Here is a 13,348-nt window from a genome sequence, read left to right on the forward strand (position 1 = left end):
AACGTTGTCGTTTGTTGTATTATAACTGCCCGCAGGCTATTAATGTTCCCTTCTTGCCTCCAATACACAAGCTTTCGCGCTGTTTAATTCTGGCAAAAGGCTCATCTTTGACTACAAAGCTAACACATTATGGAAAAACTTGAGCACATCGGTATTGCGGTTAAGGACATGCAGCAGGCGAATACACTTTTTGCTGCTCTTTTGGGAAAGGCGCATTACAAGGTGGAAGAAGTGGCATCCGAAGGCGTTCGCACGGCTTTTTTTGACGTGAGTGGGGTGAAAATTGAGCTGCTGGAGGCTACACGGCCAGATTCGCCTATTGCCAGGTTCATAGAGAAGCGTGGCGAAGGCATCCATCACCTGGCCTTTGAGGTAGCAGACCTGGAAAAAAGTGTAAAAGATTACCAGGCGAAGGGGTTTGAGCCGATCAATCCGCAACCTAAAAATGGAGCAGACAACAAGCGTATCTGCTTTTTACATCCTAAAACGACACAGGGGGTGCTGGTGGAGCTTTGCCAGGAGATTAAGGACGCTTCATCTGACTAGCGCTTTTTCCGCCAAACTGGATGTCGTTATAATACTTCTGTTTCTTCTTCCCTTTTTTGGTCTTGTAATAGGGTTTGGACGAGGCGCAGGCGCCAATCACCATTACTATTACAACCAACATCGCAATCATCTTCTTCATCGTGGTCTCCTTTCAGGGGCATAGTTACTACGATATTAGGAAGTAAATCGCTCATATTCGAGCATAATCTTACTTTTGCAGGATGAAAGGGCTGTTCTCCCGGTGAAGCAGCATCTGCCTTATTTTATTTATGAGCGAGACGAGATCAGAAATCAGCCAGCTTGGAGAGTTCGGGCTGATCGACCATATCAGTCGGGGTTTTTCCCTAAAGAACACTTCTTCCATCAAGGGCATCGGCGACGATGCTGCCGTGCTGTCGGCTGGGCAGGATGATTACCTGTTATTGTCTACCGACATGTTGGTGGAGGGCATTCACTTTGACCTGGCGTATATGCCGTTGATCCACCTGGGATATAAGGCTGTGGCAGTCAACGTATCGGACATTGCCGCGATGAACGGTAAAGCTGAGCAGATCACGGTGAGTCTTGCGTTGACAAACCGTTTTTCAGTGGAAGCTGTCGATGCCTTGTATAAGGGTATTCATGCGGCGTGTGAAAATTATGGCGTTGATCTCATCGGTGGCGACACGACTGCTTCTCCGTCAGGGTTGGTCATATCTATTTCGGTGACGGGTCGTGTGAAGAAAGACAAGGTAGTATATCGCAGTGGTGCAAAGCCCCATGATATCATCTGCGTAACGGGCGACCTGGGCGGCGCGTTTATAGGCCTTCAAGTCCTTGAGCGCGAGAAGCAAGTGTTTCTATCGGATCCGAATATGCAGCCTGCATTGGATTCGTTTGAATATATCGTTGGCCGTCAACTTAAACCCGAAGCACGCACCGATGTTGTTTCCGATTTGGCAGAAGCTGGTGTCCTGCCGACTTCGATGATCGATGTTTCGGACGGATTGGCCTCTGAGCTTCTCCATATTGGTAAAAACTCCGGGGTAGGCGTTCGGATCTTCGAGGACAAAATTCCAATAGACCAGGTCACCTTTAATACGGCGGTCGAGTTCAATCTAGATCCTATCACATGTGCATTGAACGGCGGTGAAGATTACGAGCTGTTGTTTACAATCTCGCAGGCGGATCAGGAGAAGATCAAAAACCATCCGGACATTCATATGATCGGTTATGTGCACGACAAGGCCGACCAGCATTTGATGATCAGCAAACAAGGCACCATCGTACCGTTGCAAGCGCAGGGATGGAATCACTTTGCATCTTAACGTTGCAGGGCGCTTTCTTCCGCGAGGGGAAACGCTGACCGGATGGTGGTGCCTATGCCTTCTTCGCTGAAGACATCAAAGGTACCGTTATTTAACGCGATGAACTCCTTACATAACAACAATCCGAGGCCGGTGCCCTTTTCGTTGAGTGTTCCCTTTTTCAGGATTGGTTGTTTCATCGATAACACTTTGCTGAGGTATTCGGCGCTCATGCCAACGCCTTCGTCGTGAACCACGACTTCGGCCATGTTTCCTTTGCGTACACAGGTTACACGAATGGCTTTCCCTTCAGGAGTATACTTGATAGCGTTTGACACCAGGTTCCGCAGAGTGACATAGAACATATTTTCGTCAACATATACGACCAACGCCTCCTCGGCTTTATACGTGAGCTCGATCTTCTTTTTTTGTACGGTCAGCTGGTACAACCCCATGATCTTTTCTACAATCGTGTTTACCGGCACGCGGGTAGGGCTGTAGGTGATATTACCCATCTGAGAAAGTGACCAGAAAAGGGTATTATCGATAAGGTCGAGTGAGTTGGTGACCGAATTGCGAATTGTCAACGCATACTTTTTTATATCCTCCCGAGACAGTACACCGGCATCTTCAATGAGAATCCCCAGGAAGCCTTTTAACGTTGTCAAGGGTGAGCGCAGATCATGCGAGAGGATAGAGAAGATGAGGTCTTTTTTCTGGTTCAGGGCTTTCAGCTCTTCACGCGAGCGTTCGATCTCTCCCGTACGCATCGTTAACAGGCCTTCCAGGCGGTGTCGATCCAGTTTGTCTTGCTGTACACGACCTTGTATCACGCCGAGTACAATTACGCCGGCGGCCACGAACGCCAGCACGTTAAACCACCATGTCTTATAGAAGGGCGGAATGATATAGATTTTAACAGATGCTTCCGTGTCTGCCCCACCCGTACCGGTGACTTTGACACGGAATATATATTCGCCGGGTTCTAGTTCCGTGTAATTAGCAAAATTGTGCTGCCCCGCGTCGATCCAGTTTTTGTCGATGTGCTCCAGCTTGTACTGGTACGTGTGACGAACCGGGGTATGAAAATCGGCTGTACCGAAGGTGATGGTGAAAAAATTCTGGATATGTTTCAGTTTTAACTCTTTTTGATCGAAGAGTGTATAGTAGTCACGTGTGTTTGATGCAGACTCGGCTGTGTAGGTCGTTAGGCCAAAAAGAACAGGGGTGACAGTATGTCTTTTAATGGAGAAGCGTTCGGGGTCAAATACGTTTAGCCCATTGATTCCACCGAAGACTAATTTTCCGCTATTGGTGCGTGCAAATGCCAGACGATTAAACTCCTCATCCTGTACTCCTTCTGATGTATCGAAGCTGGTGAACGTGCTATCGCTGTGTGCATAGCGGATGATCCCCTGGTTGGAGCTTAGCCAGAGGTTACCACGTTTATCTTCCAGGGCGGCGTACACCGTATTATCGGGCAAGCCGCTTCTCGTCGTAAGGTGTTTTCTTACAGTGAACCGGCCATCAGCGCCCACATCCAGTATATATATACCAGATTCGTATACCGTTACGATCAATGTATGCCCTACCTGTTGGATGAGCAAGGGCATTTGTTTTACTGTATCAGCAGAAAACTGCTGTCGCGTCAGAACGCCGGCACCTTTGTCACGGTGCCATAGGTAATCCGGTGTACTGACCCAGATACGACCTTCGTTGTCTTCATACAAAAAGGTTGCGCGGCCCCTGAAGTCTTTCCATTCTTCGACCGCACCACTTTGTAAATCGTAGACCAACACATTGCCTGCCACAAGCGCGTATAGCTTCTGCCCGCTGCGCATTAGCTGCCGTACGCGTTTCCCGTCGGTGTATTGCGCCAGGGCGCTATACACCGATATCTGTTGAGACCGTGTATTAAACAAAAGCATTCCCGCGGACGATCCCACGAACATTTCCGTTTCGCTTTTGGGCGCAAAGGCATAGGGAACCACGATATCATCAAAACCCGGTACTGTGATTTTTACGCGTTGAGCTTTGTGTGTTGCCTGATCTACGATGTTGATATAGCCGCCTTCGCTCGCCGCCCAGATACGATCGGTCGGATCTACATATATGCCACGGATGATATTGTCGCTAAGCGAATGCGGATTATGGGGATTAAATTCATAGTGCATGAATTTACGTTTATCCCGATCATATTTGTTCAAGTCGCCATTCGAGCCGATCCAAATGATTCCGGACCGGTCTTGAAAAATGGATGCACAATTGTTCCCACTAATGGAGTATTGGTTTGTTGGATCCCGTATCAATTCTACCATTTTTTGGGTATCGGAATTGTATAATATGGTTCCGGATGTTTTGGTCAGTATCCAGATCAACTTTTGGTCATCCTGCATGAAACTATTGATGCGACCGGTGAAGGGTTCTTCGTTGGCGGAGAAATGTTCTACGACTTTGCGTGTAGCCAGATCAATCACCACTACTCCCTCCAGGTCTGTACCGGCCCACAGTCGGTTGCGGTGATCTATCATGAGGGCCGTGACGCGTGTCTTGGATGCAAACGTGTATCCATCCTTCTGCAAGGGAATGGTGTATTGGAATACTCCGTTTTCCATGACTGTGACGCACTGTTTGCCTCCCGCAAAAATTTTGTTTTCGTGGGCTAATAAGGCCGATACTCCGGGATCGGAATCGTGGGTATCACAATATATCAGAGTGTCTTTTGCCACACGGTACAGGCCAGCGGTTCCGGAGGCTGCCCAAATCATACCATCACGTGTTTGCGCCAGATCGTTGAGCTCGACTTCTTTTGAGCGGACAAGTGTTACCAGCCTGTCACGCACGTTTGAGTACATCAACAAGCCATGCTGACGCGTTCCAACCAAAAGGCGCTTGCCCTGCACGTCCCACAGGAGGGACGTTATCTGGCGGCTGGCCATATGTACGGAGTCGGGCTCGACATAGTCAAAAGCGGTGAAGTTGTAGCCATCAAAGCGGAACAAGCCGCTAGCCGTCCCAAGCCACAATAGTCCACCCGGATCTTGCAGTATGTCTACAGCGTAAGAAGAGCGAATGCTGCCCGGAACAGATACATGTTCGAAGGGAATGTCGTCGGGCGTAACCTGGGCAACGGCGTGGAGGGAAAACAGAAACAATACCCATACCGGAAGTCGACTGTGGAGCGTTTGACGTATAACTAAATTTCCGGTATGCTGCATGTATTAGTCCTCGGGGTAGGGAATAAATAAAAAGTTCGTAAACTGTTCGTCCACTACGAACAAGCAGCAAAATTCATCGGGGTCTTTGTAGGCCTTTTCAAAGTCTTCGCGATCTGCGACCAATCCTCGTTGCAAAAATTCATCCAGGAAGGATGCAAAGTAGTTCCACGCTGTGCTCTGCTGGCGCTGATCGAACAGTAACTGTCCGATAGGTTGTACATCTTTGCACAATACAAAAACAGGGTAGTCGAAGCCCGCCTTACGGATCTGGTAAGATGCTTCTTTCAATGCATCGGCTACTTTAACAAAATCCTGTGAGATGGTGCCCAGGTATTTTCCGTTCAATTCGGGATCGTTCTGCATAGCTATAGTGAAAGTCACGGTAAAAAAACTATTTCATTCGCTCAAAAACAATGTCTTGCGCTATTCTAACGTGCCAAAAATGCCTGGGCGTGATGTTGCAGGTCGGGAAAGAATGCTTCGAACTCCTGTTCAAATTCTTTATCGTACTTGCGCAGGTCATTGACGGCTTCATCCATGCGGGAAACGTGCGTCGTTCGCCGGGACATACCGGTGAGGGCGCGCTGTATGCCTTCTGTGTAAGAATAGCCTACCAGCCAATTGCCGCGAATCATATAGGGCAGCATTTGCTGAAGGCTCTCCGGCAACAGGTGTTGGAGCTCCTGCATGGTGGCGTAGACGTGTGCGGCAAAGTCTTCCAGCGATATGTCGTGATACTTAGACCATTTTCGCGCCAGGTAATGATCATAAAATACGTCCACAATTACGCCGGCGTAGTGCCTGTAGGTGGGTCGAAGGCGATTTTTGCTTTGTGAGACGACGGGATGATGGTCTGTGAAGTGGTCTATGGCGCGATGCAGCTCTACACCTCGTACGATTTCGGGATCGAGCTTATCAAGCGAGGCGCGTCCTTTGACAAAGTCTCCCATAAAGTTGCCTGCCATGATTTTCGGACTGTTGCCCGATAAATAGAGGTGCGCCAAAAAATTCATGTCCGTAAATTACGATTCCCCGCTTAAATATGATGTTTTTATGCTCACTGGCTGTTCCGACGACGACTTTTGGACATAATTGCTTATTGTGGTTAATTTTGCCCCAGCCCGACAATACGGACTTCTCTCTATGGCACCACTTGCACAAATGAAGCTATTGATCAGCCTTGCACAGATCGATGGCCGCGTGGCTGAACGCGAACAGTTTTACATCATCAACATTGGCCGGGCCAACGGTTTTTATCCCGATGAGGTCGAACCTCTTTTTGATGCCTACCATGAGCTGATTGTTCCTCAAGATCTTACGGACGACGAGAAGTTCAACTATATCTTCAGTTTGGTTCAGCTCATGAAAATTGACGAACGCATGTACAAGGAGGAGATGATGTTTTGCTCCAAGATTGCGGCATCATTAGGATACGATCAACAGGTGATGTTCGACCTGTTGCTGCATGTGAAGGCCACTCCCATGTCCGCTGAAGAAACGGCCGCTCTGAAAGAGCTCACGAAAAAGCACTTAGTGTCCTGATCCCACCACGGCAATGCATTTGAGCTCAACTGCGATGGGGGTTGGTAGGGCATTTACCTCCACCGTGGTGCGACACGGTTGATTCTCTTTGAAGTACTCGGCGTAGATCCGGTTAAATGTCTGGAAGTCGTCTTTCATGTTGGTGAGGAAGACGGTTACATCGACCAGGTTCTCCCAGCGGGCTCCGGATGCTTCCAAAATATAGCGTACGTTTTCAAAGACAGCGTGACACTGCGTCTCGATGTCGTATTGTACAATTTTTCCTGCTGCATCCACCGTAACACCGGGAATTTCTTTTGCATCGCGCTTTCTCGGGCCCACGCCGGATAAAAAAAGTAAATTGCCAACCTGTCTTGCGTGTGGATATGCGCCGACCGGCTTGGGTGCCTTATCTGAAAAAAGCATAATTTCTATTGTTTTTTTGATTCTATCGAATACCAAAGACAAGGCTGGCCGAAGATGTGTTCCATTCAGCGCCTGCTGTTTTTGATGGTTCTGCCTGTACGACGCTTACCATCCACGGCCCGTCGCTACTCAGCCGGGTTTCCATGGTTCCGTCTTTCTCGGTATAGATGTTTTGCAGGGTGGTGCGGTTATCTTTTCGATTCCATACTTTAACCCGCGCTCCAAAGAGAGGCTTGCCATCCTTTAATATCCTAAAGCGCATAACATCTCCAGACCGAAGGCTATAAGGGTTTCGTTCGGGTATTATCTCCAGCGGAAAACCTACTACTTCTTTATATACATCATCTGGTGTATTCCCGACCTGTACTAATAGTTTGGTGTAGACCACCTGGCGCTCACCGGCGGGCTCATCGCTCGTGCCGTTTTCCTTACGCTTTGTCAGGACGTCTTCTAATCCGTTTTCTTCGAGAAACGTATTGAATCCTGCTGCATCCCACGCTTTAAATTGCACTGCACTTTGCAAAGTCAGCAAATGTGTGCCGGCCCTGTCAAACTTTATAGTGAGCCGTTCGCGATCGTCGTTTTGTATGGAAGCACGAAGGTCTTTGACACCCAGTCCCACGCGATGGTGTTCGAGACGCACTACCTGGTCTTGCGTTATCGGCCACGGCTCTGCCTTAAATTCTTCTCCTTGCACAAACCCGATCTTGACAGACTCCCCTACTTTGAAGAAGTAGCTACTGGGTAACATCCACCATGTCGCAGCCTCTACGCCCCACGTGCCCGCGAGAAGTATTGCCAGCATGAGAATCCGCTTTCGCATGGTCGATCCGTTTAGCTATTCATGATGTGTTCTATTTCCTCTACTTCTTCGGGAATGTTCTTCATCAGGTCGTGCACGCCTTCTTTGCCGATCACAACGTTATTTTCTATGCGTACGCCAAGGCCTTCTTCCCGGATATATATACCGGGCTCTACTGTCCAAACCTGCCCAGCGCTCATTTCATGATACATACTGCCGACATCGTGCACATCCAGGCCAAGCTGGTGGCTGGTGCCGTGCATGAAGTATTTCATGAAGAGGGGTTTGTCTTTGTCCTGATTTTTAATGTCGGTCTTGTCTATGAGTTTTAAACCGATCAGCTCCTGCTCGGTAAACTGCTGGATCTGTTTGTGGTACTCGTAGTATTTTACACCGGGACGCAACAACGAGTATGCATGACGTTTTACACGTAGCACAGCATTATACACTTCTTTCTGGCGTTTGGAGAACCGTCCATTGACTGGTATGGTACGCGTTAGGTCGGCGTTGTAGTTGGCGTATTCTGCGCCTACATCGAGCAGTACCAGATCGCCATCCTGGCAGACCTGATTGTTGTCCAGGTAGTGCAGCACGCACGAGTTCGTGCCGGAAGCGATGATGGGCTCATAGGCAAAGCCGCGCGAACCGTTGCACAGAAACTCGTGTACATATTCGGCTTCGATCTCGTATTCTTTTACACCGGGCTTTACAAACTTCAACACACGGCGAAAGCCGGCTTCCGTGATATCGCATGCGCGTTGCATCAGGTCGAGCTCGTGTTGCGATTTTACCGACCGTAAGCGGTGCATGATGGGTGCCAGACGTTCGTATTTGTGAAGCGGAAATTTTTCCATACACCATTTCACAAAGCGCGCCTCGCGTGTCTCCACAGGATTGTCGGCGCGGTAGTGGTCGTTGGTATTGAGGTATACATATTCGGTATCCCCCATGAGCATCATAAGGTTAAATACCTTTTGAAATTCTGATACCCACACGATGGTTTGAATGCCTGTCTTTTCCCGGGCTTCCTGTTTGGTGAGCTTATGTCCTTCCCAAATGGCAATCATCTCGCTGGTCTCGCGTATAAAAAGAACCTCTCTATATCGTTCGTCGGGGAAATCGGGACACATTACCAAAATGGTTTCTTCCTGGTCGACGCCTGAGAGGTAGAAGAGGTCACTGTTTTGTCGAAAGCGCACGGTGCCGTCGGAGTTTGTCGGCATCACGTCGTTCGCGTTGACCACCAGCAAGGAATGGGGCTTTAGCTCTTTGCGAAGCTTTTCCCGGTTCGATTCAAAGAGTTCTTTGGGTATGTTTTTGTATCTCATTTTCAATGGTTAATTTTCAAAACACCGTTTAAAACGGTGGTCAGGCTGCAATTTAAACCAAAACTCTATGAAGCCAATTTCTATCCTTCTAAAGTCGTTCCTGATCCTGTTGTGGGTTTCGGGGAACGTCGTGGCACAATCAACCTATACACCTTCTGATGCCAACAAACAAAACCGGGAATGGTTTCAATCGGCGCGGTTCGGCCTGTTCATTCACTGGGGCGTGTATAGTGTGTTGGGCGACGGCGAGTGGGTTATGAATCAGCAGCAGATTCCCATCCGCGATTATGAGAAGCTCCCGGCATTCTTTAATCCCACGGCTTTTGATGCGAAGAGCTGGGTGCAACTGGCCAAGGCTGCGGGCATGAAGTATATTGTCATCACGAGTAAACACCACGATGGGTTTGCGATGTGGGACAGCCGCGTGTCGGATTATACTATTGTAAAACGGTCACCCTATGGCAAGGATGTTTTAAAGATGCTGGCAGACGAATGCCGCCGTGAAGGCATCAAGCTGTTTTTTTATCATTCTCAGTTAGACTGGCATCATCCCGATTATTTTCCTCGTGGCAATACCGGCGGCAGTTGGACGGGACGGCCGGAACAAGGCAATTGGAATGCTTACCTCGACTATATGGATGCCCAGCTTACGGAGCTCCTGACAGGCTATGGCGAGATCGGTGGTATCTGGTTTGATGGTATGTGGGATAAAAAGGATGCCGACTGGCGGTTAACGCGCACGTACTCGTTGATCCACAAACTTCAGCCTGGTGCCCTCGTTGGCAGTAACCACCACGTGACACCTTTTGCGGGGGAAGATTTCCAGATGTTCGAAAAAGACCTGCCCGGCCACAATACTACGGGATTTGCGCCTGAGCAAAAGATTGGCGATCTGCCGACCGAGACTTGTGAGACCATCAACCAATCGTGGGGCTTTAATTTGAAAGACGACCACCACAAAAGCGTACAAGAGCTTGTTCAGTACCTGGTCAAAGCGGCCGGCTATGATGCCAACTTCCTACTGAACATTGGGCCTATGCCGAACGGACAAATACAGCCGGAACACGTTGAACGCTTACAAAAGGTGGGGGCCTGGCTAACCAGAAATGGAGAGACTATCTATGGTACACACGGTGGCCCGCTGACCGCGAGGGACTGGGGCGTGACGACCCAAAAAGGGGATAAGGTTTTTGTTCATATTCTACGCTGGACGGATAATGTGCTGACGATCCCTTCCTGGGGCAAAAAGGTGAAAGCGGCCAAAGTTTACGGTACGATGACATCGGTCAAGTTCGCAGAGAGTGAATACGGTATTACGTTACAAATACCTCCTGCCGGGCGGCAGGAGTTTGATACGATCATTGAACTTCAAATGAAGTAGTCTCTAAACAAAGAAGCCCCTGAAAAACAGAGGCTTCTTTGTTTATATCATTGTACTAGCCAATGGGCTGGTTTACCTGATCGGTGCGTACCCAGTTCAGGAGCACGAACGTCACAAACAGACCGGAGAAAAGGCCTTCCAGCAAAACCATAAATGAAGCTATATAAGCGTTCAGATAAGGTCCCATTGGTTCATTTTTTATGAGGGATTGCATCAGATTTGTATCGATCTTGAGGTAAAAAAACAAAAATGCTGCAAACGTGGCCGAGCCTATTGCGGCAGCTCCTACCCCGATGGCCATGGCGCGAAAGTAGTTTAGTTGCCCATTATGGGTACGGGTGAATTGTTTCAGCGCGTAATAAACACCGGCCAGCATGATGAGCAGATTCAGTAGTCGAAGCTCGACGACGTGGATCAGCCCTACAGCGTACATCAAGAAGAAATAGACAATCAATCCCAGTGCGATCGCTGTACCATAGATCTCAGGAATGCGGGTGCTTCTGTTCCAGATATTCATATTCTTTAGGTTTCGTGTTCTTCCAATAGAAATCTTAAAATACTGTGCCACAGGACCGGTACCCACTACGTTCTGACAATCTCTTTGAACCTGTTTATCTTACTCCCGATCAATCACTTACCAACGGATATCCTGCTGAATATCCTGACATTCCGCTATAAATGCAAACGTTTTCGTAAAAGATTATTTCTTATCTTTCTGCTAGTCACTTTAACCCCGCCACAACTATGAAAAAATTCTTTTTTGGGCTTCTAGCCCTTCTTGTCCTATTGGCCATCGTCGGCCTGATGTTACCCGGGAAGATGGAGATAACCCGCCATATCACTATTGCTGCGCCTGCGGAAAATATCTTTGAGGAGATCAATGACCTCGAGCGCTGGGGCAGGTGGTCTTATTGGAACGATCTATACAAAGATGACATGCAACTGACCTATGGTGACAAGCGCGTGGGCTCGGGGGCATGGTATTCCTGGACGGGGAAGAAGTCGGGTGATGGTAAGGTAACGATTACTGAAAGCATTCCTGGTTCGTCGATTAAAACGGATCTTGATTTTATGGAGCATGGTGTTGCCAAGGGCTGGTATACATTTACACCGAAGAATGACAGTACGCAGTTGACGATTGGTTTCTCCAGCGACCTGGGCCCCAACCCGATCTCGCGGTGGTTTGGTATTATCATGAAGCCAGAAATGAACAAGGCTTTTGATTATAACCTTACCCACCTGAAGGCGCTGGCCGAAGCGAAGCCCGTAAAGTAGATCAGTTCCGGCGGCCCGTTCAGGATACGGCACAGTGGATCAGGGAAGTATATTATCCTATTCAATAACTGTTAATAGACGGCGCTTTGGTTTTTGCCGAGGCTTTAATACTTTGGCAACATGACTTACGAAGAATTTACTGCCTCCCTGGAAGACACAGCGCCCTCGCCTACTCTCTCGCCGCTTTTACAAGCCCTCTGGTTTGCGGGGAACGACGATTGGGATGCTGCTCATGCTCTCGCACAAGACGTGCCTACAGCGGAAGGCTCATGGGTACATGCTTATCTTCACCGTGTAGAAGGTGATCCTGGAAATGCCTCTTTTTGGTATCATCATGCAGGCAAGCCGGTACCCAAGGTCGGCTTACAAGAAGAATGGGAAAATATTGTGCAAGCGTTGTTATCCTGATCTCTGTTCCCACGGATCACTCGTGGTCTCGGATTTTCTTTTGCTGTTCTTTCCAATCCCGCAAGGCTGACCGTCTTTCTTGCAATTCTGCTTCCGAAGGCACCTCTACTATCAACGCCTGCAGATCGGGCTGGCCGGCATTTACCCATGCGGTGTACCAAATGCTTCCCGTGAGGTGTATCGCGGCGCGCATCTGACGTTCTACCATTCGCCCCACGACCCGGTGGTACGCCGCGGCATACTCTTGTGAGTAAACTTTTTGCGTTTGCATACCGCGCGACTCAAATGAGTATTTTTTGTTGCCCATTTGAGCGGCCAGTTTCTTTTCTTCTTGTAGTACCGAGTCCACTACGCGGTGCGCTCCGAGGATTGCGTTCCACGTTGCCGTCTGCGGATGCTCGATGTACTTCGCTTTTCCTACAAAAAAATCGTAGTCATCAGAGAATAGTTCGGGGAGTCTGGATTCCCAAAAGGCGTGAATGCCTTCCTGGCCGGTGCGTTGTCCATTGTAGTTTACTGTCGTGTGCAGCGGTACGTGGGCATCGCCAATATAATGCCCGAGATCTGCCGACAGACGCAAAATGGCCACGGGGTCACGAATCATCATAGCATCTTTCAGGCGATAGTAGGTCTTCACGATATGCCAAGGAAGGATGCCGTGAGCTTTGAGCGTGTCTTCAGAATATTTGGAGACAGCGCTGTCCCAATATGGCGGGACTTTATATTGGGCACTGTCGCCAAAGTGGTCGAGATCTATGTAGTGGCGGGGTGCTTCGTCGGGGAGGATGAATCTACGGCGGTCGGGGTTTACGGCGGCTTCGGTTAGGTAGCCTATGTTCTTTTTATAGAAACCGATCATTTCGGGTGGGAGAATGAATACGGCCAGGCGGTTAATGCGGCGATGGGCAAAGAAGCCCCAGGTGAGGTTGGGAAGGGTTAGACTGACGAGGGTAAGGAGGATAATTGCCGAAAGGCAGCGGCGGATAAGCTTCACAACGTTTTCTTTAGAGAAAGATACGGGATGGGGGCAAACGATCCAATTAAGAATAGGTCAAGGATTTTAAACATGCCGGGGATCTTGGCCTCTACGATTTAGGGACACCCTGTTGGATACATCACGATCGACTCAAAACATTCATTTTCAGGATTTTGAAAAA

Annotated in this window: 15 protein-coding genes; 6 read left to right on the forward strand and 9 right to left on the reverse strand. The window is 48.9% G+C overall.

What is annotated here, in order from left to right:
• Positions 1 to 129 precede the first annotated feature (129 nt).
• On the forward strand, positions 130 to 546 hold the full coding sequence (gene mce, locus K7P01_RS27625; protein ID WP_267297837.1) for a methylmalonyl-CoA epimerase: 417 nt from the start codon (positions 130 to 132) through the stop codon (positions 544 to 546).
• On the opposite strand, the gene K7P01_RS27630 is transcribed toward mce, so the two are convergent.
• Entirely contained in the window at positions 524 to 685 is a 162-nt protein-coding gene (locus K7P01_RS27630) for a hypothetical protein (RefSeq protein WP_267297838.1), read from the reverse strand. The two genes, mce and K7P01_RS27630, sit on opposite strands and share 23 nt — an antisense overlap.
• A 130-nt stretch (positions 686 to 815) precedes the next feature.
• On the opposite strand from K7P01_RS27630, the gene thiL reads away from it, so the two are divergent.
• Positions 816 to 1,853 carry a thiamine-phosphate kinase gene (gene thiL / locus K7P01_RS27635; protein WP_267297839.1) on the forward strand — a complete coding sequence of 346 codons (1,038 nt, stop codon included), beginning with the start codon at positions 816 to 818 and terminating at the stop codon, positions 1,851 to 1,853.
• Here the strand turns inward: thiL and K7P01_RS27640 are convergent.
• The 3 genes from K7P01_RS27640 to K7P01_RS27650 all read right to left on the reverse strand — a co-directional run bounded on the left by K7P01_RS27640 (position 1,850) and on the right by K7P01_RS27650 (position 6,063).
• Entirely contained in the window at positions 1,850 to 5,050 is a 3,201-nt protein-coding gene (locus K7P01_RS27640; RefSeq protein WP_267297840.1) for a ligand-binding sensor domain-containing protein, read from the reverse strand. The two genes, thiL and K7P01_RS27640, sit on opposite strands and share 4 nt — an antisense overlap.
• Before the next feature lie 3 nt (positions 5,051 to 5,053).
• Positions 5,054 to 5,413, reverse strand: coding sequence for a hypothetical protein (locus K7P01_RS27645; protein ID WP_254086500.1), 360 nt, complete (start codon positions 5,411 to 5,413; stop codon positions 5,054 to 5,056).
• Positions 5,414 to 5,478: 65 nt separating this feature from the next.
• A complete protein-coding gene (locus K7P01_RS27650; protein WP_267297841.1) occupies positions 5,479 to 6,063 on the reverse strand; it encodes an acyl carrier protein phosphodiesterase in 585 nt (194 codons plus the stop codon).
• A 130-nt stretch (positions 6,064 to 6,193) separates the two neighbouring features.
• Here K7P01_RS27650 and K7P01_RS27655 point away from each other — a divergent pair, with 130 nt between their 5' ends.
• Positions 6,194 to 6,592 carry a hypothetical protein gene (locus K7P01_RS27655; protein WP_267297842.1) on the forward strand — a complete coding sequence of 133 codons (399 nt, stop codon included), beginning with the start codon at positions 6,194 to 6,196 and terminating at the stop codon, positions 6,590 to 6,592.
• Here the strand turns inward: K7P01_RS27655 and K7P01_RS27660 are convergent.
• Genes K7P01_RS27660 through K7P01_RS27670 form a run of 3 tightly spaced genes read right to left on the reverse strand, consistent with a single transcriptional unit; the run spans position 6,581 to position 9,127 of the window.
• Positions 6,581 to 6,997 carry a RidA family protein gene (locus tag K7P01_RS27660; RefSeq protein ID WP_267297843.1) on the reverse strand — a complete coding sequence of 139 codons (417 nt, stop codon included), beginning with the start codon at positions 6,995 to 6,997 and terminating at the stop codon, positions 6,581 to 6,583. The two genes, K7P01_RS27655 and K7P01_RS27660, sit on opposite strands and share 12 nt — an antisense overlap.
• A gap of 22 nt (positions 6,998 to 7,019) precedes the next feature.
• Complete coding sequence (locus K7P01_RS27665; protein WP_267297844.1) at positions 7,020 to 7,820, reverse strand: DUF4198 domain-containing protein; 801 nt, start codon at positions 7,818 to 7,820, stop codon at positions 7,020 to 7,022.
• Between the two features lie 11 nt (positions 7,821 to 7,831).
• The gene (locus tag K7P01_RS27670) at positions 7,832 to 9,127 is read right to left on the reverse strand and encodes an aminopeptidase P family protein (RefSeq protein WP_267297845.1); all 1,296 of its coding nucleotides are present in this window, start codon (positions 9,125 to 9,127) and stop codon (positions 7,832 to 7,834) included.
• 67 nt (positions 9,128 to 9,194) lie between these two features.
• On the opposite strand from K7P01_RS27670, the gene K7P01_RS27675 reads away from it, so the two are divergent.
• Positions 9,195 to 10,508, forward strand: coding sequence for an alpha-L-fucosidase (locus K7P01_RS27675; protein WP_267297846.1), 1,314 nt, complete (start codon positions 9,195 to 9,197; stop codon positions 10,506 to 10,508).
• Between the two features lie 55 nt (positions 10,509 to 10,563).
• Here K7P01_RS27675 and K7P01_RS27680 read toward each other — a convergent pair whose 3' ends face one another.
• On the reverse strand, positions 10,564 to 11,025 hold the full coding sequence (locus K7P01_RS27680; RefSeq protein WP_267297847.1) for a DUF4199 domain-containing protein: 462 nt from the start codon (positions 11,023 to 11,025) through the stop codon (positions 10,564 to 10,566).
• Positions 11,026 to 11,252: 227 nt separating this feature from the next.
• Here K7P01_RS27680 and K7P01_RS27685 point away from each other — a divergent pair, with 227 nt between their 5' ends.
• Together K7P01_RS27685 and K7P01_RS27690 are read left to right on the forward strand one after the other, a co-directional pair.
• Positions 11,253 to 11,783, forward strand: a complete 531-nt coding sequence (locus K7P01_RS27685; protein ID WP_267297848.1) for an SRPBCC family protein — start codon at positions 11,253 to 11,255, stop codon at positions 11,781 to 11,783.
• Positions 11,784 to 11,903: 120 nt separating this feature from the next.
• On the forward strand, positions 11,904 to 12,191 hold the full coding sequence (locus K7P01_RS27690; RefSeq protein ID WP_254086491.1) for a hypothetical protein: 288 nt from the start codon (positions 11,904 to 11,906) through the stop codon (positions 12,189 to 12,191).
• 16 nt (positions 12,192 to 12,207) lie between these two features.
• Here K7P01_RS27690 and K7P01_RS27695 read toward each other — a convergent pair whose 3' ends face one another.
• Positions 12,208 to 13,185 (reverse strand): zinc dependent phospholipase C family protein, encoded by a 978-nt coding sequence (locus K7P01_RS27695; RefSeq protein WP_267297849.1) that lies wholly within the window; start codon positions 13,183 to 13,185, stop codon positions 12,208 to 12,210.
• Positions 13,186 to 13,348 lie beyond the last annotated feature (163 nt).

This window comes from Parachryseolinea silvisoli, assembly GCF_021190955.1.
GTDB lineage: Bacteria > Bacteroidota > Bacteroidia > Cytophagales > Cyclobacteriaceae > Ohtaekwangia > Ohtaekwangia silvisoli.

Coding starts and splice junctions, on each gene's coding strand:
- mce (WP_267297837.1), top strand. CDS start 130: ATGGAAAAACTTGAGCACATCGGTATTGCGGTTAAGGACATGCAGCAG.
- K7P01_RS27630 (WP_267297838.1), bottom strand. CDS start 685: ATGAAGAAGATGATTGCGATGTTGGTTGTAATAGTAATGGTGATTGGC.
- thiL (WP_267297839.1), top strand. CDS start 816: ATGAGCGAGACGAGATCAGAAATCAGCCAGCTTGGAGAGTTCGGGCTG.
- K7P01_RS27640 (WP_267297840.1), bottom strand. CDS start 5,050: ATGCAGCATACCGGAAATTTAGTTATACGTCAAACGCTCCACAGTCGA.
- K7P01_RS27645 (WP_254086500.1), bottom strand. CDS start 5,413: ATGCAGAACGATCCCGAATTGAACGGAAAATACCTGGGCACCATCTCA.
- K7P01_RS27650 (WP_267297841.1), bottom strand. CDS start 6,063: ATGAATTTTTTGGCGCACCTCTATTTATCGGGCAACAGTCCGAAAATC.
- K7P01_RS27655 (WP_267297842.1), top strand. CDS start 6,194: ATGGCACCACTTGCACAAATGAAGCTATTGATCAGCCTTGCACAGATC.
- K7P01_RS27660 (WP_267297843.1), bottom strand. CDS start 6,997: ATGCTTTTTTCAGATAAGGCACCCAAGCCGGTCGGCGCATATCCACAC.
- K7P01_RS27665 (WP_267297844.1), bottom strand. CDS start 7,820: ATGCGAAAGCGGATTCTCATGCTGGCAATACTTCTCGCGGGCACGTGG.
- K7P01_RS27670 (WP_267297845.1), bottom strand. CDS start 9,127: ATGAGATACAAAAACATACCCAAAGAACTCTTTGAATCGAACCGGGAA.
- K7P01_RS27675 (WP_267297846.1), top strand. CDS start 9,195: ATGAAGCCAATTTCTATCCTTCTAAAGTCGTTCCTGATCCTGTTGTGG.
- K7P01_RS27680 (WP_267297847.1), bottom strand. CDS start 11,025: ATGAATATCTGGAACAGAAGCACCCGCATTCCTGAGATCTATGGTACA.
- K7P01_RS27685 (WP_267297848.1), top strand. CDS start 11,253: ATGAAAAAATTCTTTTTTGGGCTTCTAGCCCTTCTTGTCCTATTGGCC.
- K7P01_RS27690 (WP_254086491.1), top strand. CDS start 11,904: ATGACTTACGAAGAATTTACTGCCTCCCTGGAAGACACAGCGCCCTCG.